This window comes from Stenotrophomonas maltophilia (assembly GCF_002799245.1).
Taxonomy (GTDB): Bacteria; Pseudomonadota; Gammaproteobacteria; order Xanthomonadales; family Xanthomonadaceae; genus Stenotrophomonas; species Stenotrophomonas maltophilia_S.
Map to the genome: position 1 here is coordinate 179,665 of NZ_NEQV01000003.1, position 21,764 is coordinate 201,428.

The 21,764-nt window shown below is 68.5% G+C and carries 8 protein-coding genes; all 8 read left to right on the plus strand.

Translation table 11 applies throughout. The features are described 5' to 3' along the window. The first annotated feature begins 8 nt into the window (after positions 1–8). Entirely contained in the window at positions 9–914 is a 906-nt protein-coding gene (gspK, locus tag B9Y64_RS11790; RefSeq protein ID WP_100440956.1) for a type II secretion system minor pseudopilin GspK, read from the plus strand. Beyond that, the gene (gene gspL / locus B9Y64_RS11795) at positions 911–2,074 is read left to right on the plus strand and encodes a type II secretion system protein GspL (protein WP_100440861.1); all 1,164 of its coding nucleotides are present in this window, start codon (positions 911–913) and stop codon (positions 2,072–2,074) included. Before gspK ends, gspL begins: the two co-directional genes overlap by 4 nt. After that, positions 2,071–2,598 carry a type II secretion system protein GspM gene (gspM, locus tag B9Y64_RS11800; RefSeq protein WP_100440862.1) on the plus strand — a complete coding sequence of 176 codons (528 nt, stop codon included), beginning with the start codon at positions 2,071–2,073 and terminating at the stop codon, positions 2,596–2,598. The genes gspL and gspM overlap by 4 nt, the downstream gene beginning before the upstream one ends. After that, entirely contained in the window at positions 2,595–4,976 is a 2,382-nt protein-coding gene (gspD, locus tag B9Y64_RS11805) for a type II secretion system secretin GspD (protein WP_100440863.1), read from the plus strand. Before gspM ends, gspD begins: the two co-directional genes overlap by 4 nt. After that, positions 4,973–6,406, plus strand: a complete 1,434-nt coding sequence (gene gspE, locus B9Y64_RS11810; RefSeq protein ID WP_100440864.1) for a type II secretion system ATPase GspE — start codon at positions 4,973–4,975, stop codon at positions 6,404–6,406. The genes gspD and gspE overlap by 4 nt, the downstream gene beginning before the upstream one ends. A gap of 7 nt (positions 6,407–6,413) precedes the next feature. Next, entirely contained in the window at positions 6,414–7,613 is a 1,200-nt protein-coding gene (gene gspF, locus B9Y64_RS11815) for a type II secretion system inner membrane protein GspF (protein ID WP_100440865.1), read from the plus strand. A 271-nt stretch (positions 7,614–7,884) separates the two neighbouring features. Continuing rightward, complete coding sequence (locus tag B9Y64_RS11820; protein ID WP_100440866.1) at positions 7,885–9,021, plus strand: substrate-binding domain-containing protein; 1,137 nt, start codon at positions 7,885–7,887, stop codon at positions 9,019–9,021. 198 nt (positions 9,022–9,219) lie between these two features. Beyond that, complete coding sequence (locus B9Y64_RS11825; protein WP_100440867.1) at positions 9,220–21,609, plus strand: filamentous haemagglutinin family protein; 12,390 nt, start codon at positions 9,220–9,222, stop codon at positions 21,607–21,609. Positions 21,610–21,764 lie beyond the last annotated feature (155 nt).

A 21,764-nucleotide genomic window follows, 5' to 3' on the forward strand; every position in this document is an offset into this window, starting at 1 on the left:
GCGTGCTGATGGCAGCCCGGACGCGTTCGGTCCCGTGCACCCGCCAGCGCGGCATGGCGGTGATCGTCGCCCTGCTGGTGGTGGCGTTGGTGGCCGTGATTGCCACCGCGCTGCTGACCCGGCAGTCGGCGCAGCTGCGCGCGCTGCGTGGCGACCAGTTGCGTGCGCAGGTGCGCATGGCGGTGGACGTGACGCTGGAGCGTGCCGCGCAGCAGCTGCGTGAGGACGTAAAGGAACAGTTGACCACGGTGCGCAGCGGGCGCTGGGCGCGTCCATTGGAGCTGCAGGCGCCGTTGCCGGCGCAGCTGCAGCTGGTGGATGCGCAGTCGATGTTCAACCTGCGCAACCTGCTGGCGCATGGCAGGCCGGACCCCGAGGCGCGGCGCGCCTTCATCGCGTTGTGTGCCGGGCAGGGGCTGGGCGGGGGTGCGTGCGCAGCCGCAGCGGACCACATCCAGGCGCGCCTGCGCGATGGCGATATGCAGGCGCAGGCACCGCTGCCGCGCGAATCACTGATCGAACAGGCGCTGCCCGGTGCCGATCCGGTGGCGGTGCAGGCGCTGGCGCGACGCAGCGTGGTGCTGCCGGCGCAGACCCTGGTCAATGCCAACACCAGCGACCTGAGCGTTCTGCAAGCGGTGACGCCTGCGGTCGAGCCGGCACGGCTGCAGGCGCTGCTCGGCGAGCGCGACGCTGGGCATTGGCTGCTCAACCGCGGCGACATCGCCAACCGACTCCAACTGAGCAACGAACAGATGGCCGTGCTTCCCTTGGGTATCCATAGCGAGTGGTTCCTGGCAGTCGGCCAGGTGCAGGCTGATGGCAGCGCGGTTGATTTCCGCGCACTGCTCTGGCGCGAGTACCGCGACGATGGGGTGCGTGTGCAACGGGTGTGGACGAGGATCGGCGCATGAACGTGCAGCTTCGGGTGCGCCTGCCTGCGCTCGAGCGCCTGCGCGCCGACAGCGCGGTGGACTGGGTGCAGCTGCACAGGGGCGACGTGCTGGCTCACGGCCGCGACACGCTGGCGGCGCTGGGCCTGCGCCATCCGCAGGCTGCGGTGCGTGCCTGCCTCGATCCGAACGACCTGATCCTGCTGGAGCTGCAGCTGCCTCCGCTGTCCGGGCGCCGCCTGCAGTCGGCACTGCAGGGTGAGGTAGAGGCGATGCTGCTGGATGACCTGCAGGAGGTGGCGCTGGCCCACGGTGCGCAGGCGGCGGATGGCACGGTCCCGGTGGCCTGGCTCGGCCAGCAGGCGATCGTGCAGGCGCAGCAGCTGCTGGCCTCGTGTGCGCTGCAGCTGCAGGCGCTGTATCCGACGCCACTGCTGCTGCCGTGGCAGGAAGGCCAGGCCACGCTGCAGGTCAGCGGCGAGCACCTGCTGGTGCGCAGTGGGCGCGATCGGGGCTTCGTCCAATGGTATGGCGGACGTGACGCGTGTGCGGTGATGCAGGCGCTGGCCGCGCGCCTGCAACAGGCCGGCGTGCAGGCCGTGCAATGGATCGACAGCGTGCCGCAGGCGTGGCCGGATGGCCTGCCGGCCACCGCCGTCACGCATGAACGGCAAGCCTGTGGTCCCCTGCCAGGGTGGTCATTGCCGCTGCCCGGCGCGGGCCGGCAAGCGCCACGACTGGCGATCAGCCTCGCGTTGGCGGCGGTGCTGCTGGCCGCCCTCGGCCTGCAGCTGCAGGTCTCGCGTTGGCGGATCGAGGGTGAGGCGCTGCAGCAGGACATGGCGCGGCAGTTCAGCGCACGCTTCCCGGAGATTACCGATGTGGTGGACCCGGTGTTGCAGGCAAGGCGGGCACTCGCGGTGCCAGTGCCGGCGCCGCCGTTGCCGCCGCTGCAGCGCCAGGTTGCCAGCACGCTGCAGGCGGTTCCGGAGCTGGCCGGGCAGGTGCGCAGCCTGCATTACCAACCCGGCCAGGTGGAGATGGAGCTGGATGCCGATGCCCAGGCATTGGCCGATGATCCACAGCGGCTCGAGCGCTGGCAGCAAGCAGTGCAGGCGCACGGCCTGCAGCTGGCGCGCGAAGCCGGTGGACGCCTGCGGGTGAGCGGAGCCGGACAGTGACGACCCGTACCTTGCGACCGGGCGAGGGGCTGGCGGGCCTGCAGCAGCGCTGGCAACGCCTGCCACCACGCGACCGGCTGATGCTGTGGGTGATGGTGGTGGCGCTGTTGGCCGCGGGTCTGTGGTCGTTGTGGCTGGAGCCCCTGCTGAAACAGCGCACGCACTGGCAGGCCGAGCTGCCGCGACTGCAGGCGCAGTCCCGCGCACTGGCACCGCTGCTGCGCGCCCGTGAGCGCCAGCAGCAGATGCAGGGCCAGCACCCGACACTGGCCGGCCTGCGTGACGGAATCAAGGCCGCCGGTCTTGCCGACGGCCTGCAAATCGAAGCCCGCGACGGGCGCTGGCACCTGCAGGTGCAGGCGCTGCCCGCCGACGCTCTATGGAACTGGCTGCTGCCGCTGCTGGCCGACCCGGCCATCGAGCTGCAGCAGCTGCAACTGACACGCACAGGGGATGCGAACATGCCGGCGGCACGGATTTCCGGAAACATCGTGATGGTGGCCACTGCGGGTGCCCATCCATGAGGGCGATGCGCAGCCTTGCCTGCAGTACTGCATTGGCCCTGATCGTGTGCATGGCCCACGTACCCGCGCCGGTGCGGGCGCAGGACACCGGCGATGAGCCGGTGCAGTTGAACCTGGTGGACACCGATATCGGTGGCGTGCTGCGCATGGCGGCCCGCTTCACCGGGCGCCAGTTCCTGGTCGATCCGCGGGTGACCGGCAAGATGACGGTGGTTTCCGATGGCCCGGTAAGCCGCACCCAGGCCTACCAGTTGCTGTTGGGCGCGCTGCGCATGCGTGGCTTTGCCGTGGTCGAGAACGGCGGCGTCAGCCGGGTGGTGCCTCAGGCCGACGCCAAGCTGCTCGGTGGCCGGGTGGGCAGCGGAGGTGCCGGTGGCGAGGTGGCCACGCGTACCTTCGCGCTGCGCTACGAAAATGCCGCGGCGATGGTAGCGGTGCTGCGGCCGATGATCAGCCCGGACAATCTGATCACGGCCAATCCGGGCAACAACACGCTGGTGATCACCGACTATGCCGACAACCTGGAGCGCATCGCACGGGTGATCGCCAGCGTCGATACGCCGGCCGGCATGGACACCGACGTGGTCAAGCTGCAGCAGGGCATCGCCGTTGACGTCGCGGCGATGGTCGCACCGCTGCTGGACGCGCAGGGCGCAGAACCTGGCCAGAAGGTGGTGGTGATGGCCGACCCGCGCAGCAACAGCGTACTGCTGCGTTCCAGCAGTCCCGGCCGCACCCGTCTGGCGCGGCAGCTGGTGGAGAAGCTGGACCGCGCCCAGGACGAATCCGGCAACCTGCATGTGGTCTACCTGCGCAATGCCCAGGCCAACCAGCTGGCCGGCGTGCTGCGTGGGGTGGTGGCCGGGCAGAGCGATGCACCGGCAACCGGCAGCAACGAAGGCATCACGGCGCTGCCCGGCGACGCCAGCCGCTCCACGCCGGCGCAGTCGCCGCAGCCGCAGCAGGCCAAGCCCGGTGGCAATGCGCTGGAATCGCAGCGGCTGGACCCGAACCGCCGCGACCCGATCGATGCGGGAAGCACCGGCTTCAGCCAGAACGGCATTTCGGTGCAGGCCGACGTCGCCACCAATACGCTGCTGATCTCGGCGCCGGAGCCGGTGTATCGCAACCTGCGGAGGGTGATCGACCAGCTCGACCAGCGCCGCGCTCAGGTGCTGGTCGAGAGCCTGATCGTGGAGGTCAACCAGACCGACGCGGCCGAGCTGGGCGTGCAATGGATGCTGGGCAATGGCCGTACCTTCGGCGGTACGCACTTTGGCGGCGCCACCGGCGGCAGCGGGCTGAACACCACCGCGCGCACCACGCTGGACGTGCTGCCCAAGGATGGCCTGAAGATCGGCGTGATCGACGGCACCATCAACCTGCCCGGCGTCGGCCAGATCCTCAACATGAAGGCGCTGGCCAACGCGTTGCAGAGCAAGGGTGGTGCCAACATCCTGTCCACGCCGAACCTGATGACACTGGACAACGAGGCGGCCAGCATCATGGTCGGCCAGACCGTGCCGTTCGTCAGCGGCCGCTATGTGACCGATGGTGGCGGTGGCAGCAACAACCCGTTCCAGACCATCGTGCGCGAGGACGTGGGCCTGAAGCTGCGGGTGCGACCGCAGATCTCCGAGGGCGGCACGGTGAAGCTGGACATCTACCAGGAAGTCAGCAGCATCGACGCGCAGAGTGCCAGCAGCACGGCCGGCATCATCACCAACAAGCGCGCACTGGATACCAGCGTGCTGCTCGACGATGGCCAGATCATGGTGCTCGGCGGCCTGCTGGAAGACAGCGTCAGCCATGGCCGCGACGCGGTGCCGGGCCTGGGCAGGATCCCGGTGCTGGGCGCACTGTTCCGCAGTGACACCCGCAAGCGCGCCAAGACCAACCTGATGGTGTTCCTGCGCCCGCACGTGGTGCGCGACCCCGCCGCCGGCCAGCGCCTGACCCGCGACCGCTATGACTACATGCGCAACGCGCAGGCCGGCGCGCAGCCGGCACAGAGCTGGGCCTTGCCGGCGCTGTCGGCACCGCAGCTGCCACCGCAGGACCTTTCCGTACTGGGCCAGGGCAATGCGCGCGATGGCCAGGGCCAGCCCTTGCAGAACACCAGCCTGGCTGCGCTGTACCCGGCTGGGGAGGGCGATGCGCAACTGGTGCAGTTCGCGCAGGGGCTGGACCCGGCACGTGCCAGCCAGGGTGTCGCGCAGGTGCGTGCGCTGGGCCTGCAGGCCTATGCCGAAGCGACGCCTGGCGAGAGTGGGCAACGCCTGCGCGTGCGATTGCCGCGCGATCCGGCGACGCTGGACCCGGCACTGCAGCAGCTGCGCGGGCTGGGCTACACGCCGGAACTGGTGATCGGGCCGTGAGCGCCGCTGCGTCGCTGCCGTACGCCTGGGTGCGCAGCCATGGGGTGATGTTGTCCGAGGCCGGCGGCGAGCCGGTGCTGCTGGGCACCGCCGACACCGCGGCGTGGGCGGTGGCCGAACTGCGCCGACGGCATGGTCCGCTGCCGTTCCAGGCATTGGATGCTGCGACCTGGCAGCAGCGGTTGGGTGAGCAGTACCGTGACGGCGGCGATGCCGCTGCGGTGGTCGGAGCCGCCGAAAGCGAAGTCGACCTGGACCGGCTGATGCAGGACATGCCGGAGGTCGCCGATCTGCTGGATGCACAGGACGATGCGCCGGTGATCCGCATGATCAACGCGCTGCTGGCACAGGCCGCACGCGATGGCGCCAGCGATCTGCACATCGAGCCGTTCGAGACCCATTCGGTGGTGCGCTACCGGGTGGACGGCACGTTGCGCGACATGGTGCAGCCACGGCGCGCACTGCACGCGGCGATGGTATCGCGCATCAAGATCATGGCCCACCTGGACATCGCCGAGAAGCGGCTGCCGCAGGACGGGCGCATCGCAATCCGCGTGGGCGGGCGGCCGCTGGATATCCGCGTCTCCACGGTGCCGACCGGGCATGGCGAGCGTGCCGTGCTGCGACTGCTGGAGAAGGATGCCGGCCGCCTGCAGCTGCAGCGGCTGGGCATGGCCGATGACACCCTGGCCACCTTCACCGGATTGATCCGGCAGCCACATGGCATCGTGCTGGTCACCGGGCCGACCGGCAGCGGCAAGACCACGTCGCTGTACGCCGCACTGGGCCAGCTCGACAGCAGCACCAGCAACATCCTCACCGTGGAAGACCCGGTGGAGTACGACTTCGCGGGCATCGGCCAGATCCAGGTCAACGCGCGCATCGGCATGAGCTTCGGCACCGCGCTGCGCGCGATCCTGCGCCAGGATCCGGACACCATCATGATCGGTGAGATCCGCGACCTGGAAACCGCGCAGATCGCGGTGCAGTCGTCGCTGACCGGGCACGGCGTGCTGGCCTCGCTGCACACCAACGACGCGATCTCGGCAGTGACCCGCCTGGCCGACATGGGCGTGGAGCCCTTCCTGCTGGCGTCTTCGCTGCGCGGCGTGCTGGCGCAGCGGCTGGTGCGGCGGCTGTGCACGCAGTGCCGACGTGCCGAGGTGGACGGCGAGGGACGCACCGTATGGCGTGCGGTGGGCTGCGCGGCCTGCGCCAACAGCGGCTATCGGGGACGCACCGGCATCCACGAGCTGTTCGTGGTCGACGACCGCGTACGCGCACTGATCCATGAAGGGCAGGGTGAGCCTGCCCTGCGGGAGGCGGCGCGGCGGGCGGGCATGCGCAACCTGCGCGAGGACGGCCAGCGCTGGGTCGACAGTGGCGTGACCACGCTGGAAGAAATCCTGCGCGTCACCGGCGACGCGTGAGGCGACGATGGCACTGTTCGACTACCAGGCCGCCAACGCGCAGGGCCGCATCGAGAAGGGCCAGTTGGATGCCGACAGTCCGCGCGGTGCCCGCCAGCTGCTGCGCGGGCGTGGGCTGACCCCCGTACAGGTCAGCGTGGCACGCAGTGCCGGCAGTGGCTGGGGCGCTCGCCGGTTGTCCGCCAGCGAGCTGGCCTGGGCCACGCGCCAGCTGGCCAGCCTGTTGGCCGCCAGCCTGCCCTTGGAAGGCGCATTGAGTGCAGTGATTGAGCAGGCCGAACGTCCGCACGTGGCGCAGGCGCTCACCGCAGTACGCGCCGACGTGCGCGCCGGCCAGCGCCTGACCGTGGCCCTGGCTGCGCGGCCGCGCGATTTTCCGCCGATCTATCGGGCGCTGGTGGGTGCCGGTGAAGACTCCGGCGACCTGGCACGGGTCATGGAGCGCCTGGCCGACTACATCGAAGAGCGCAACGCGCTGCAGGCCAAGGTATTGACCGCCTTCATCTACCCGGCGGCGATCAGCCTGGTATCGGTGGCGATCGTGATTTTCCTGCTCAGCTACGTGGTGCCGCAGGTGGTGACCGCGTTCGTGCAGGCACGGCAGACGTTGCCGATGCTCACGCAGGTGATGCTGGCCGCCAGCGCCTTCGTGCGCAGCTGGGGCATGTGGATGGGGCTTGGGATCGCTGCGCTGGTGGTGGCCTGGCGGTTGGCCCTGCGCAAGCCTGACCTGCGCCTGCGCTGGGACGCGATGCTGCTGCGGGTGCCGATGGTCGGGCGCTTCGTGCTGGGTGTGAACAGTGCGCGTTTCGCCTCGACACTGGCGATCCTGCTGGATGCCGGCGTGCCGCTGCTGCGCGCCTTGGAGGCGGCGCGGCAGACGCTGGGCAACGCGCTGCTGGCGCGCTGCGCGGATGATGTGTCCGCGCGCGTACGTGAAGGCGCGGCACTGGGATCTGCGCTGAAGGTACAGAAGGTCTATCCGCCGATCCTGGTGCACCTGGTGGCCAGCGGTGAAAAGACCGGCTCGCTGGCGCCGCTGCTGGATCGCGCCGCGCAGACGATTTCGCGCGAGATCGAGCGTCGCGCGATGGCACTGACTGCGTTGCTGGAGCCGACCATGATCCTGGTAATGGGCGGTGTGGTGCTGACGATCGTGCTGGCCGTGCTGATGCCGATCATGGAAATGAACCAGCTGGTGCAGTAGATCCACGCCCTGCGTGGATGCATCAGCCGGCGCGCGCCATGGGCGGCGCATGCACGCATGGCGTGGATCTGCTGGCGGCTGGATTTCTCCACACAATCCTCCACACCTTTTCCCGATCTTCCACAGGTTTCTTAAGCGGCCTGTCATCGGCGCGGACCAGCATAGCCACGTCGCCGCAGAGTGGGCTGGGAGGCCCTCGGCGGCAGCAGGCGTGTAGTGACCGTTCCTCCCTTGGTGTTTCCCTTCGCAGTAAACCCTTCAGGAGAAGATCATGAACAAGTACAAGACCCTGGCCGCGCTGGTTGCCACCGCGCTGCTCGCCACTGCTGGTGCCGCTTCGGCCCAGTCGCTCGTGCAGGGCGGCGGCGCTTCGCTGCCGGCCAAGCTGTACAAGGGTTCCTCGGACAGCATCCTGCCGGCCACCTTCAGCTATGAAGTGACCGGTTCGGGCACTGGCAAGCAGGCCTTCCTGGAAAACAAGGCCGAGCTGTTCAATACCACCGGCACCGTGCATTTCGCCGGCAGCGACTCGGTCCTGACCGACGCTGAAATCACCGCCTACACCGCCAACTTCGCCCCGACCTACGGTCCGCTGATCCAGATCCCCTCTGTCGGCACCTCGGTGACCATCCCGTTCAACAGCGCCGGTGGCAACCTTGATCTGAGCGTCAGCCAGCTGTGCGGCGTCTTCTCGGGCAAGATCACCAACTGGAGCGACGTCGACGCCAGCCGTTCGGGCCCGATCACCGTCGTCTACCGCAACGAGAAGAGCGGCACCACCGAACTGCTGACCCGCTTCCTCGCCAGCGCCTGCTCGGCCGCTGACACTGCCGGCACCAACCTGATCGGCGGCAAGTTCAGCACCACCCAGGAGTTCTGGAAGCAGTTCTCGGCCCTGCCGGTCAACTTCGTGACCGCGTCGGCGCTGGGCAGCCAGCCGCTGTACGACAAGGTCTATGCCACCACCGGCGGCATCGGCTACATCGGCCCGGACGTGGTTCCGAACCTGGATGACGCGACCAAGATCGCCAAGGTCCGCGGCTATTCGCCGAACGATCCGAGCGTGCAGGCGACCCTGAACACCGTCGCCCCGCCGACCGGTGCCGCTGCCAACGATCCGCGCAACTGGGTGCCGGTCTTCACCAACCCGCCGGCCGTCGGCTACCCGATCGTGGGCTACACCAACTTCGATCTGGGCCAGTGCTACAAGACCACCGCTGTGGCCACCGCGCTGCGCAGCTTCCTGCTGGGCCACTACAACGGCAACAACGATGCCGCTTCGCGTGCCCACGGCTTCGTTCCGCTGACCGCCACCTGGCGCGATGCGATCCGTACCCGCTTCGTGGTTGCCGGCAGCACCGCTGGTCTGAACAACCCGAGCACCTGCGCCGGCCTCGGCCGTCCGTAATCGCTCGCAGGGCGTATTTCCAGGCCTGAACAGGCGCCGGCAGCAATGCCGGCGCCTTCTGCGTTCCGGCTCCCGCACGTTGCCTTCTTGATGTCGGCTTCACGCCCTCGATCCCGTCTAACAAGGGCAGGGCGAGTGACGCCCATCTTCCAGACAGCGCCGCGACGGCGGCCACCCAACCAGGTTGAAGAGGTTCCGATGTCGCACCCGCTCACGACCGCATTCCGCCCGTCCTCACCGCGCCGCAACCACCCCATGGCGTGGGCTGTCGCTGTTGCACTGGGTACGGCAGTGGCGCCGGCAAGCCAGGCCCAGCAGGCGTTCAGCCCGGGCTGGTTTGCCGACCGTGGCGCGGCGCAGGGAGCGGCAGCGCAGAGTGGGCGGATGCCCAATGGCGTGCCGATCCAGTTCCAGCTGCCCGCGCAGCAGCAGGACGCCGCGCGGCAGAAACTGCAGCAGTCGATCGACAACCTGGGCACCGCTGCGCAGGCCATCGCGCTGCAGCAACGGCTGCAGGAACAGGCCCGTCAGGCACGGCGTGACGCCGGCTTCGTGGTTGCCGACGGCCTCGGCAAGGACGGCCTGAAGGTTGATGAGAATCCGTTGACCCGGGGCTGGATCAATGCGCGACAGGCCAGCCAGGCGCAGGGCAGCGACGGTCGCGTACTGGTCAGCATCGAGCAGACCGCCGACAAGGCCATCCTCAACTGGGAAACGTTCAACGTGGGCGGCAATACCACGCTGAACTTCGTTCAGAACCCGGATTGGGCGGTACTCAACCGCGTCAATGATCCCGCTGCGCGCCCCAGCCAGATACTGGGCCAGCTCAAGGCGGATGGCACCGTCTTCGTGGCCAACCGCAATGGTGTTGTCTTTGGCAACAACAGCCAGGTCAACGTCCGCAATCTGCTGGCTGCTGCTGCACGCATCAGCGATACGCAGTTCAACGAGCAGGGCCTGTACAGCGTCAATGCGAGTTCGGATGCGCTTACCGACGCCTTCGGCAAGGTGATGGTCGAGCGCGGTGCCCGCATTGCCACGCACGAGCCAACCACGGCCACGCGTGGCGGTGGCTATGTACTTCTGGCCGGCCGCAGCGTGGAAAATGCGGGGCAGATCGATACGCGCAAGGGCCAGGCGCAGCTCGCCGCCGGCGACAGTTTCGTGATCCGCCGCGGCGTCGGCACGGCACAGAACACGTCCTCCACCACGGGTGGCAATGAAATTGCGCCCCGCTTCGTGGCGGGTAGTACTGCAGGTGATGTCCGCAACAGTGGCTTGATCCAGGCGCGCGAAGGTGACGTCACCCTGGCCGGGCGCACAGTGCAGCAGGCGGGCGTGGTGGTGGCGACCAGCACGCTGAACCAGCGCGGCACGGTGCACCTGTTGACGTCCGCTGCTGACAGGAAGAGCAGCGTCACCCTCGCCGAAGGCTCGACCACGGCGATCCTGCTGGAGGATGACGGCAAGACGACGGCGTTGGACAGCCAGCGCCAGGCACTGCTGGAGCAGTCGACGCAGCAGGACGCAGTGCGCAGCACCGTCGCGCAGGGGGCTTTCGACAATCTGTCCCGCCTGCAGGACCGCCGTGACCAGTCGCGCGTGGAAATCGTGTCGGGTGGAACCGTGGAAGCCCAGCGTGGATCGCTGACGCTGGCGACCGGCGGGCAGGTGGTGGTGGATGCGCAGCAGCGTGCGCTGCTGGCTGACGGAGCACGCTTGGATGTGTCTGGCGCCACTGGCGTGAATGTTGCGATGGAAAGCAACCAGCTGGAAATCAACGTGCAGGGCAATGAACTGCGCGATTCGCCGGACAACCGCGATAGCGGCAAGCTGGCAAGCACCAAGGTGTGGGTCGATCGCCGCGGGCTGGTCCAGCTCCCCGCCGGAACCGGCGGCAACGAGGGTGAGCGCTGGTATGCCGCCGGGGGCTTGCTGGAAGTGGGGGGCTATCTGGGCAACCAGGGCCATTCGATCGGCGAATGGGCAGCGCAGGGTGGCACCGTGCAGCTGGCCGCCAGCGAAGTGATCAGCAGCAGCGGTTCCCGCATCAACCTCTCCGGCGGCAGCCTCGACGTAGCCAGTGGCACGATCAGGCAAAGCTGGTTGCGTGGCAACGATGGCCAGCTCTACCTGCTTGATGACGCACCGGCCGATCGTGGATTTGCCGGCCTGTATCGAGGCTACGAGCTGGAGCAGGCGCGATGGGGCGTCACCGAGGCCTGGCGCAACCCGCTGATTGGTGCGGAATCGCGCTACGAGAACGGGTATACCGTGGGGCGTGACGCTGGCCGGTTGCTGGTCTCGGCGCCCACCGCGGTCCTGGAAGGCCAGGTTGATACGGCGGTGTTCAATGGTTCGCGGCAGGTCCGTGCGCCTGGCAGCAACAGTGATGGCTACACGCAGTCGCAGACAGCCGTGGCGCGGGGCGCCCAGCTCTGGCTTGGACGTTTCGATGGCAGCGGCCGCAATGCCGTGTTCGATTCACAGGTGCGCATCGGCAAACCCGCTGCGGCCGCGGGCAGCTGGAGCCTGCAGGGCGCATTGGATGAAAGCCGGCGCAATACCGTATGGCTGGATGCCGACCAGCTGAGCGCGCAGCAATGGGGCCGGCTGGATCTGGCCACCTCGCGCAGCATCACACTGGACAACGCCCTGTCGCTGGCCGACGGTGGGCAGCTGAACCTGGTGGCAGGGCGCGTCGACATCAATGGCTCGGTGCGCATCGCCAGCGGAACCCTGACTGCCAGCAACCTGCTCGCCGATGCCACCGGCAGGATGCAGGTGGTGCAGGCCAACGGACGCGGCGTGATCACGCTGGGTGCGGAGGCGGCAGTCGATCTCGATGGCCGCTGGGCCAACCAGCGCCTGGACGAGGCTGCCGGTAGCGCGCGTCCGTGGATCCACGGAGGTCGTGTCCAGATCGAGAGCAGCCATGACGTGATCATTGCCGCGGGCAGCCGTATCCATGTCGATGGCGGCGGCAGCGTCGATCTGAACGGCAAGGTGACCGGTGGCAAGGGCGGCGACATCGCATTGCTGGCGGACAGCAGCCAGGTAAGCACCGATGGCAGTGGGCGCCTGGCGCTGGCAGGACAACTGAGCGGCTTGGGAAGCAGTGGTGCCGGTACGCTTCAGCTGGCGACCGGTGGCCATGTCTTGCTGGCGGACAGCGCGGGTGGTGAGGGCAGCCTGTGGCTGTCTCCTACGCTGCTGCGCAGTGGCTTCAGCCGTTACGACCTCAATGGCCATGCCGGGTTGGACGTCGCCGCGGCCACGCGGCTGGATGTGCTGGCGCCGAGCCTGCGGGTGCGCGAGGGTGCTGCCGGCGCAGCGTCGGCCGATGAAGGGTTGCAGGCCTGGACCGCTCCGCTGTATGAAGCCCGGCCCGCCACGGGTGAGGTGACGCAGCGCCGTGGTGCCAGCGTGCTGCTGCGGTCCCAGCGCAACACCACCGGTGGCGATGTCCGCATTGGCGAGGGCGCTGTGGTCCAGGTGGATTCCGGGCAGTCGATCGAGCTGCGCGGTGCCGGCAACCTGGATGTCGCCGGTGCGCTGATCGCCCGTGGCGGCAGCATCCTGCTGGATGACGTGCGTGACCGCCTGCAGCGCTACCAGATGGGCGGCGCGCCACTGACCTACCGCATCGGCAGTGGTGCGGTGCTGGATGTGTCAGGGGACAGCCATGCCGAGCGGGACGCCAGCGGTCGCTACCAGGGCCTTGTGCACGCAGGTGGCAGCATCGGCATCGGTGGCACGCTGGATTGGGAGTCGCGGGACGGACTGGAAAACCGTCCGCCCGATGCCTTCGTGGTGATCGAGCGCGGCGCCGTGCTGGACGCATCGGGCGCCCGCGAGACGCTCACCGTGCAGGGCAAGGGTGACCAGGCCGTTGCCAGCAATGGCGGCACGATCAGCCTGCGCTCGGCCAATGGCCTTTACCTGGATGGCACCATGAAGGCTGCCGCCGGTGGTGCGGGTGCCCAGGGTGGCACGCTGGGAATCGCGTTCGGTGGCGGTCTGTACGAACCTGGTGCCAGCGCAGGCGCGGCAGAAATCGGGCCGCGTGCGATCACGCTGGTGCAGCAGGATGGCGCCGCCAACCCGGGTGGCCCGGCAGCCCTGCAGTTCGGGCGCGCCCAGCTCTCGGCGGCACAGGTCCAGTCTGGCGGCTTCGATCACCTTTCGCTGTTCGCCGACCTGCGCGCGCAGGGCGATGTGGATCTGCGCCTCGGCCAGAGCGTACGCCTGTACGGCCTGAGTGACGCGGCGATGGGCATGGCCGAAGGCAGCGCGGCGGGCACCGGCCTGCATATCCAGGCCCCCTACCTTCGCCTGGCGCAGGCGCGCTGGTTCCGCGAGACCTCGAACAATCCCTTCGTTGCACCGCGCGCGCCGCGTGCCGATGCACAGGGCCATGCGTTCACGGCATCGACGCAGCTGCTGGAGGTGCGTGACACGGTCGATCTGTCCGCATTCGGCAATGTGAATCTCGCCAGCGCGGGTGACCTGCGCCTGCTTGCCAAGGTCAGTGGCAACAGCAACTTCTTCGACACGCAGCTGCTCGGGTCGTCCAGCATGGACATCACCGCGGCGCAGATCTATCCCGTTGCAGGCACCAAGGGGCGCATCGCGGTCTCGATCTACGATGTGCTGGGTGGCCGCAATGACTGGACCGACGCCAACGGCATACTGCGCATCCATGCCAGCGGCGCCGTTCCGGCCGTGGCCGATTCGGTGTTCGGCACGCTGGCACTGGTGGCGGCGAAGGTCGAGCAGGGCGGGGTGGTGCGTGCGCCACTGGGCCAGCTCACACTCGGTGGAATGGGCCCGCAGGAAGCGGGCTCCCGCATCGACCTGCTGCCCGGCAGTGTGACATCAAGCAGTGCGGCCGGCCTGAGTGTGCCTTTCGGGGGAACGGTTGACGGCCAGCGCTGGCGCGTCGACGGCAACGACTTCACCCCCGGCCTGATCGGCATGATCAACAGCGCAGCGGCGGCGGGCATCAACCTGGTCGGCAACACGATCGACATCGCCGACGGCGCGCTGCTGGATCTTTCCGGTGGTGGCGAGCTGACCGGTGCCGGCTTTGTCAGCGGCCGCGGCGGCTCGGTGGATGTGCGCAGGCACGCGCTGGTGGAGGCGAATCCCGCCTATACCTTCAGTGCCAGCAGCAATGGGGTCTACGCCATCGTTCCCACCCATGGTGGGCAGGTGGCGCCGCTGGGCCTGTCGGATGGCAGCAGTGATCCGGCCATCGGCCAGCGCATCACCGTTCCTGAAGGCGTGCCCGGGCTGGCTGCGGGCACCTATACCCTGCTGCCGGCCTCCTATGCACTGCAGCCTGGCGCGTTCCGGGTCGAGCTGGGCGCGCAGGGCACCCGGCAGGCAGGTGCCACCGCAACCGGCACCGGGTCCTGGCGGGTGAGTGGACAGCAGGCGCAGGGGCTGGGCGCATCGGCATCGCCGCTCTGGACGGATCTGCTGCTGACGCCGGCGGAGGTGGTGCGCCGACATTCCGGCTACAACGAAACCAGCTACAACCAGTTTGTACTGGATGATGCGAACCGGCGCGGCGTGGCGCGGGGCCTGCAGTCGGTGGATGCGGGCACCCTGCAGCTGAACCTGGGAGCAGGCGCAGGGCTGGCGGCGGAAAGCGCGCTGCGGATGCAGGGCGCCACGCGGTTTGCCGCGGCTGCGGGAAGCAAGGGATTCGGCGGTACGGTGTCGGTGGTGACCAGCAGCGGCCCGCTGGAGATCCTGGCAGTGGGTCAGCGTGCAATCTCCAGCAGTGGAGCGGCGCTGTTCGCCGATGCGCTGACGGCGCTGCAGCCATCGCGCCTGATGGTCGGCGTCACGCTTCGCCCCAGCGACAGCCTGTTGGGGACGCTCAACGTCTCGGCCCCAGGCAAGGGCGTGCTCGTGCGGTCCGGCGCATCGCTGCTGGCACCGGAAGTGCTGCTGGGCACCGGGACGGGAGGGGCCGGCATCGTCGTCGAACAGGGCGCGACGATCAGCTCCGTGGGTCTTGGCCGCCCGGCGTACGATGCAACCGATGGCTACCTGATGAAGCTGGATGCGAACGTCGGCCTGCTTGCAGTCTCCAATGGGCAGACCAATCTGCTGTCGGGCGGAGCCGGGGCCCAGGTTGCGATCGACATCGGTGCCTGCCAGAGCGGAAGCTGCAGCGGGCAGACCCGATTGCTGTCCGAAGGCAGCATCAACGCCAGCACCGAGGGTGGCTTCCAGCTTCGCGACAACGTCAGCTACGGAACGCGCCGGCTGGGGCTTTCGATGACATCCATCAACCTCGGTGATGCCACTGCCCTGCAGGCGGCGGCGCTTCAAGGAGCGCTTCCGCAGGGGTTGGCACTGAACCAGCAGACGCTGCAGCAGCTGCTGCGTGGCAATACGGCGGCAGGCACGCCGGCGCTGGAGACGCTCAGCCTGACCGCGCGTGATTCGATCAACGTATTCGGAAACGTGGACCTGGATACGCGCAATCCGGCCACAGGCAACAGCAGCCTGCGCGAACTGGTACTGGGTGCGCCGGCCATTCATGGCTATGGCAGCGCCGGCGATCAGGCCCGCATCTTCGCCGACACGCTGGTATGGGATGGCACCCAGGCACTGACGACGAACTTCACCGACGGTACACCGCAGGCGCCGGGAGCGCCGATGGTTGATCGTCTTGGCCATGGCCTGCTGGAGATCAGCACCCGTTCGTTGATACTGGGGCGTGCGCCCTATACGCGGCCCAGTTCGGAAGTGCCCGCGAACCGCCAGATCCTCGGCTTCGATGGCGTGACCCTGCGCGCGTCCGAGCAGGTGCAGTTTGCCGGCCAGGGTGGGCTGGATGTCTATCAGGCCCGCGGGGCATACCAGGCAGGCAGCGGCTGGCAATACAGCGGGGGGGCGCTGGACATCCAGGCGCCGCTGCTGACCGGCGCGGCAGGCGGTCGCCTGCAGGTGCGTACCGGTGGGGATCTCCGCATCAGCGGAGCTGGCCACACTGCGAGCAATGATCTGCTCGGTGCCGAACTGGACCTGAAGGCGCGCAACATCCTGATCGACTCCACGCTGGCCCTTGCATCGGGCCGCCTGCAGGCGACGGCGACCGGCAATCTGACGCTCGGTGGCAATGCCGTTGTCGATGTGGCGGGCCGCCGGGTGCGCATGGACGACCTCGACAAGTACAGCTGGGGTGGTGATGTTGAACTCACCGCCGAACAGGGGGATGTGCTGGCAGCAGCCGGGTCGCGCATCGATGTGTCGGCGCTGAACAACCGCGGTGGCCGGATCAGTGTCAATGCTCTGGGTGAACGCGCAGGTAGGGTCGATCTGGCCGGAACGTTGCGCGGCAGCGCGAGTGGGCGGCAGGCAGTGGGTGGCAGCACCGTGCCGTATGACAGCGGCGAGCTGATGCTGCGCGCACAACACCTGGGCGATTTCTCCGCACTCAACCGCCAGCTGGACGAGGGCGGCTTCTTTGGTACGCGCAGCTTCCAGCTCAAGCAGGGCGACCTGACCGTGACCGACACGGTGAAGGCCCGCAACGTGGCACTCAGCCTCGATGGCGGCAGCCTGCGGGTGAATGGACGCATCGATGCCAGTGGCGAGCAGGTGGGCAGCATCCGCCTGTCGGCGCGTGACCGCCTGCAGGTGGACGCACTGCTGGATGCGCATGGCACCGGGCTGCGCGTGGACAGCTACGGCAAGATCATCGACAGCACCAACCGCGCCCAGGTGGAGTTGACCAGTGGTGAAGGCGAGGTGGTGCTGGGCAGCGGTGCGCGGGTGGATCTGCGCAGTGGTACAGCGGTGCCGGCAGGCGCGGCGCCAGGCCAGAATGACGGTGTGGCACGCGGTACCTTCACTCTCAATGTGCCACGTCGTGGCGTTGACGATGCGGCCGTGCGCGCCGAGGCGGGTGTCGAGGTCATGGGCGCGCGCGACGTGCTGGTCAACGCCTTCCGCCGCTACACCGATGCGCCCTTGGCGCTGACACCCGACGTCAACGGTCAGCGGCCGCAGCAGATCACCCAGCAGTGGCTGGACACGGTGGTCGACCCGCACAACCAGGCCTGGATGAATGCCGCTCTCGGCAATGCCGACCTGGCCGCGCGCCTGGCCGCGCTGGGCAAGGTGCGCCTGCGGCCGGGCGTGGAGATCGTCGGCCAGGTATCCAGCGACAATCCCCGCGGCAGCCTGACCGTTCGCGGCGACCTGGATCTTTCCGGCTACCGTTACGGTCCGCTGGCCGACCGCAGTGATCCCGCCCGTCGCGGCTTTGGCGAGTCGGCCGCGATGGTGCTGCGTGCTGCGGGTGACATCAACATCTATGGCAGCATCAACGATGGCTTTGCGCCGCCGCCGGCCAGCCCGGATGAGGCAGGTTGGCTGCTGGGCGAAACCGCCGATACCAACACCACGCGCATCACCCCGCTGGGTGGTGACATCGTGGTACCCATCGATGGCGTGACACTGCAGGCCAGGACGCGCTTCCCGAAGGGTGCCGTGCTGAACTATGCGATTCCTTTCGCACAGACCGATCTGCCTGCCGGCACGGTGCTGCCGGCGGAAATGCGGCTGGGTGGGCGCCTGCTGCTGCCGGCGGGCATGGTGTTGCCGTCCACGGTAACCGTCGCCGACGGCACGGTACTGGCTGCCGGTACGCTGCTGCAGCAGCCGTTGCAGCTGGTCGCCGGTGACCGCCTCGGCGCGGGCTTCCGCCTCGCCAGCAAGGCCACCCTGGCCGCGCAGCAGTGGCCGGCGGGCGCCGCACTGCCCGAGGCCATGGAACTGTCCGGCGCGATCGCGCTGGCCCCTGGCTCGCTCATTCCTTCCATGACAGCAGTGAAGCTGGCCGACGGAAAGCCGGTGAACCTGCGCCCGGCCGATGCCAGCGGCAGCCAGGGGCGCAACTGGGCGCTGGCCCCGATGCTGCCGGAAGGCACGACCTCCTGGGACGTGTTGGCCGTGGCCGGCGCCGACACGACCGCTGCCGACCCGCGCCTGCGCCGGCTCGGCGCGGATGGCGACGTGGTGTTGGCCGACAGCCACTACGGCACCATCACGACCGTCCACAAGACCAGCGAGTGGGTGGGTGACAAGGTGTTCAGCGAGCAGGGCTCCATCGACATGTGGGGTGATGCGTCGCGTGCGGGCATTCCGATCAAGGATGCGGCCGCCGAACTGGGCATGAGCGAGGAGGACCTGTGCAGCTTCGGCCCCTACTGCGAGCCTGCCCCGCGGCTGGTGGACAAACAGGGCTCGCTGGACTGGCAGGGTGACGAATCCGCGGTGGGCACGTCCGCCAAGGAGTTCGCGGCGATCTTCGGGATGACCGAGGCGGAATTCTGCGCCAGCGCCGGCTACTGCTACGGTGGCGGCCAGCTGATCGAGAAGACCACCTACGGCGCGAAGACCGCCACGCCGCTGTGGAGCGTACTGCGTACCGGCAAGGGCGATCTGCAGCTGCTGGCGGCCCGTGACGTGCGCATGATGTCGGGCTACGGCGTGTACACCGCCGGTGCCCCGACCTCGCTCGGCAATGGCCGTGACGCGGCCTTCAATCCGCAACGGGCGGCCGCGCCGGGCCAGGACAACCTGCTGGGGCCGACGCGCTTCGACACCCGTTACGACGCGGCCCTTGGCGCCTGGCAGGCGTGGTATCCGGACCAGGGTGGCAATCTGACCATCTCCGCTGGCCGCGACATCCGCGGGGACCTGTGGGATGCGGAAGGCGAGGTCGGCTTCGAAACGCCGCTCGGCTCCTTCGGCGAGGTCGCCGGCTATGCCGCCGGTGCGGTGGGCAACTGGCTGTGGCGGCAGGGCAACGACGCCAGCGCGGCGGCGAAGTCTTCCGCCACAAGCTGGTGGATCAATTTCGGTGCCTATACTTCGCGCCCGTCGCTGACCGGCCCCCGCATGGTCGGCTTCGTGGGCTTCGGCACGCTGGGCGGTGGCAACCTGACGCTGGAAGCGGGAGGCAATGCCGGCGCGACCAGGAACTTCGGCGCCATGAGCAGTCGTGCCCGCCATTCGGACGGCGTGGTGGCGGTCGTCGGCTCCACCGGACGCGTGGATGCGGACGGCACGCTGCACCTGACCGGCGGTGGTGACCTGTCGATGCGGCTGGGCGGTGCGCTGAACCCGAACCTGGCAGCAACGACGACGTCGCCAGCGGCAAACACCCCGAACCTTCCCCTCACCGGGACGCTGGTGAACCTGCGTGGGCATGTGCAGGTGGAGGCCGCGCGCATTGGTGGCATCGCCACGAACGAGAGCCACTACGTGGCCCCCTATGCGGGCCTGCGGCAGGAAGATCCGTTCCGCGCCCAGATGGGCGAGGCGATGGGCGGGCCGGTCCTGGTCCTCGGTGACTCGGTGGCGACCCTGCAGGCGCGCGGCGATGTGGTGCTGGCCGGTGTGGCCGATGCCGGCCGGGTACCGGTAGCCAATTTCAACGCCCTGGCGCTTGGGGACGGACGCATCGCAGCGTCCAGCAGCTGGTTCTCCCTGTGGACGGCCAATACGGCGGTGAACCTGATCGCGGCCGGCGGTGACCTGGCACCCGGGCAGCAGACCGGCACCACCAGGCCGGTGCTGGCGAACGGCGAACTGTTTGCCGAGCAGCTCCCGTTGCTGGAAGGCGGCGATGTGCGCTACTGGTTGTATCCGTCGCAGCTGAGGATGCTGGCGGCCAGCGGCAGCATCCGCTTGGGGAGGACCACGCAGGTAACCGGGTATGACGTGCTGCTGGCAGCGCCGTCGGCCAATGGGGCGGTGGAGGTGCTGGCCATGGACTCGATTCTGGGCCAGCCGCAGGGCGCGCAGATCAGCAGCTCCGGCGCGGACGTCCGCCTGCCATCGCCGTTCGCACCGGGCTACATCGCAGTGGCGGGCAACACCGAGATCGGGAATGCGTCCGCCGATGGCGTGACGGTGGATCCGCAGGCGCAGCTGCCGCTGTTCGCATTTGGACCCAATGCCCTGCTTGGCAGTGGAGTACGCGGCGCCGCGAACGCAGCAGACCGCTTCTATGCTGTGAAGGGAGACATTGTTGGCCTGCGCACCGGAAGCCAGTGGCTGCTGGCCAACCCTACCGGTACGCGAAGCCAGCTGAACTGGATCGATGTGGCCGCGCCGGTGAGGGTCAAGGCTGGCGGAGACATCCTGGTGTCGAGCATCGGTGCGCTCAACAACTCGCCGACCGATATCACGGTCGTCCAGGCGGGCCGTGACGTTGTACGCAGCACGGTGCGCGTGGCTGGCCCTGGCAACGTGGAGGTGAGTGCGGGCCGACAGCTGCGTTTCGAGGATGCGGGCAGCGTGACCACCACCGGTGGCCTGATCCAGGGCGATACCCGCCCGGGCGCGAGCGTGTCGCTGACCGCGGGCAACCAGGACATCGATTTCGATGCGCTGCGCGCACGCTATCTGCAACCCGGGAATCTGGCGGATCCGGCGCTGCCGCTGGCGTCGCAGCCCGGAAAAGTCGTGAAGATCTACGACAAGGAATTGAAGCAGTGGCTGCTGCAGCGGTTCGGCATGAGTGTCGACGGGGCCGATGCATTGATTGCGTTCGATGCGCTTCCGAGCGAACAGCAGCGCATCTTCCTGCGCCAGGTCTATTACGCGGAACTGCGTGAGGGTGGGCGCGAGTACAACGACGCCGAGGGCCCTCGATTCGGTTCCTACCTGCGGGGACGCGAAGCCATCGCCACGCTGCTGCCCGACCGCAATGGCGCCGGGGCGAGCCTCGCGCGCACGGGCGACATCGTGATGTATGGCGGTTCCGGCGTGCGCACGCAGGCCGGCGGCAACATCGAGCTGATGGCGCCGGGCGGGCAGATCGTGGTGGGCGTGCAGGGCGTCGTGCCCCCGTCGACAGCAGGCCTGGTAACCCAGGGGCAAGGCGATATCCGGCTGTTCAGCCAGGACAGCGTGCTGCTGGGCCTTTCGCGCGTGATGACCACCTTTGGCGGCGACATCCTGGCCTGGTCAGAGCAGGGCGACATCAATGCCGGGCGTGGTTCGCGCACCACGCTGGTGTATACCCCGCCGCGTCGTGTCTACGACACCTGGGGCAACGTGGTGCTGTCGCCCCAGGTGCCGGCCAGCGGTGCGGGCATCGCCACCTTGAACCCGATTGCCGAAGTGCCGCCGGGTGACGTCGATCTGATCGCACCGTTGGGCACCATCGATGCAGGTGAGGCCGGCATCCGCGTATCGGGCAATATCAACCTCGCCGCGCTGCAGGTGCTCAATGCTGCCAACATCCAGGTGCAGGGCGAAAGCAAGGGCCTGCCGGTGCTGGCCACGGTGAACGTCAATGCGCTGGCCTCGGCCAGTGCGGCAGCGAACAGTGCCAGCCAGGCGGCACAGGATGTGATGCGCAAGAGCCAGGACGACGCGCGGCGCAACCAGCCGTCGGTGATCAGCGTGCAGATCCTCGGCTTCGGCAGTGGTACCAGCAGCATCGCCCCACCGGCACGTGGCACCACCGCCAACAGCGGCTACGACGCCGACAGCGCGTTCCAGTTCCCGCAGGCGAGCCGGGACGAGGGCACCCAGCGCCGGTAGGTGCCGACCCCGGTCGGCACGCATTGCCCGATGCACCGCGTCGGGCTGCAGCATCGGGCCAGCCGCCACGGAACGGTGGCGGCCCCAGCCAGGACGGCACGGAGGGCAGGGAGCGGCCATCAGCGGTGAGGACCACCGACACGGCGCCGCCGGGT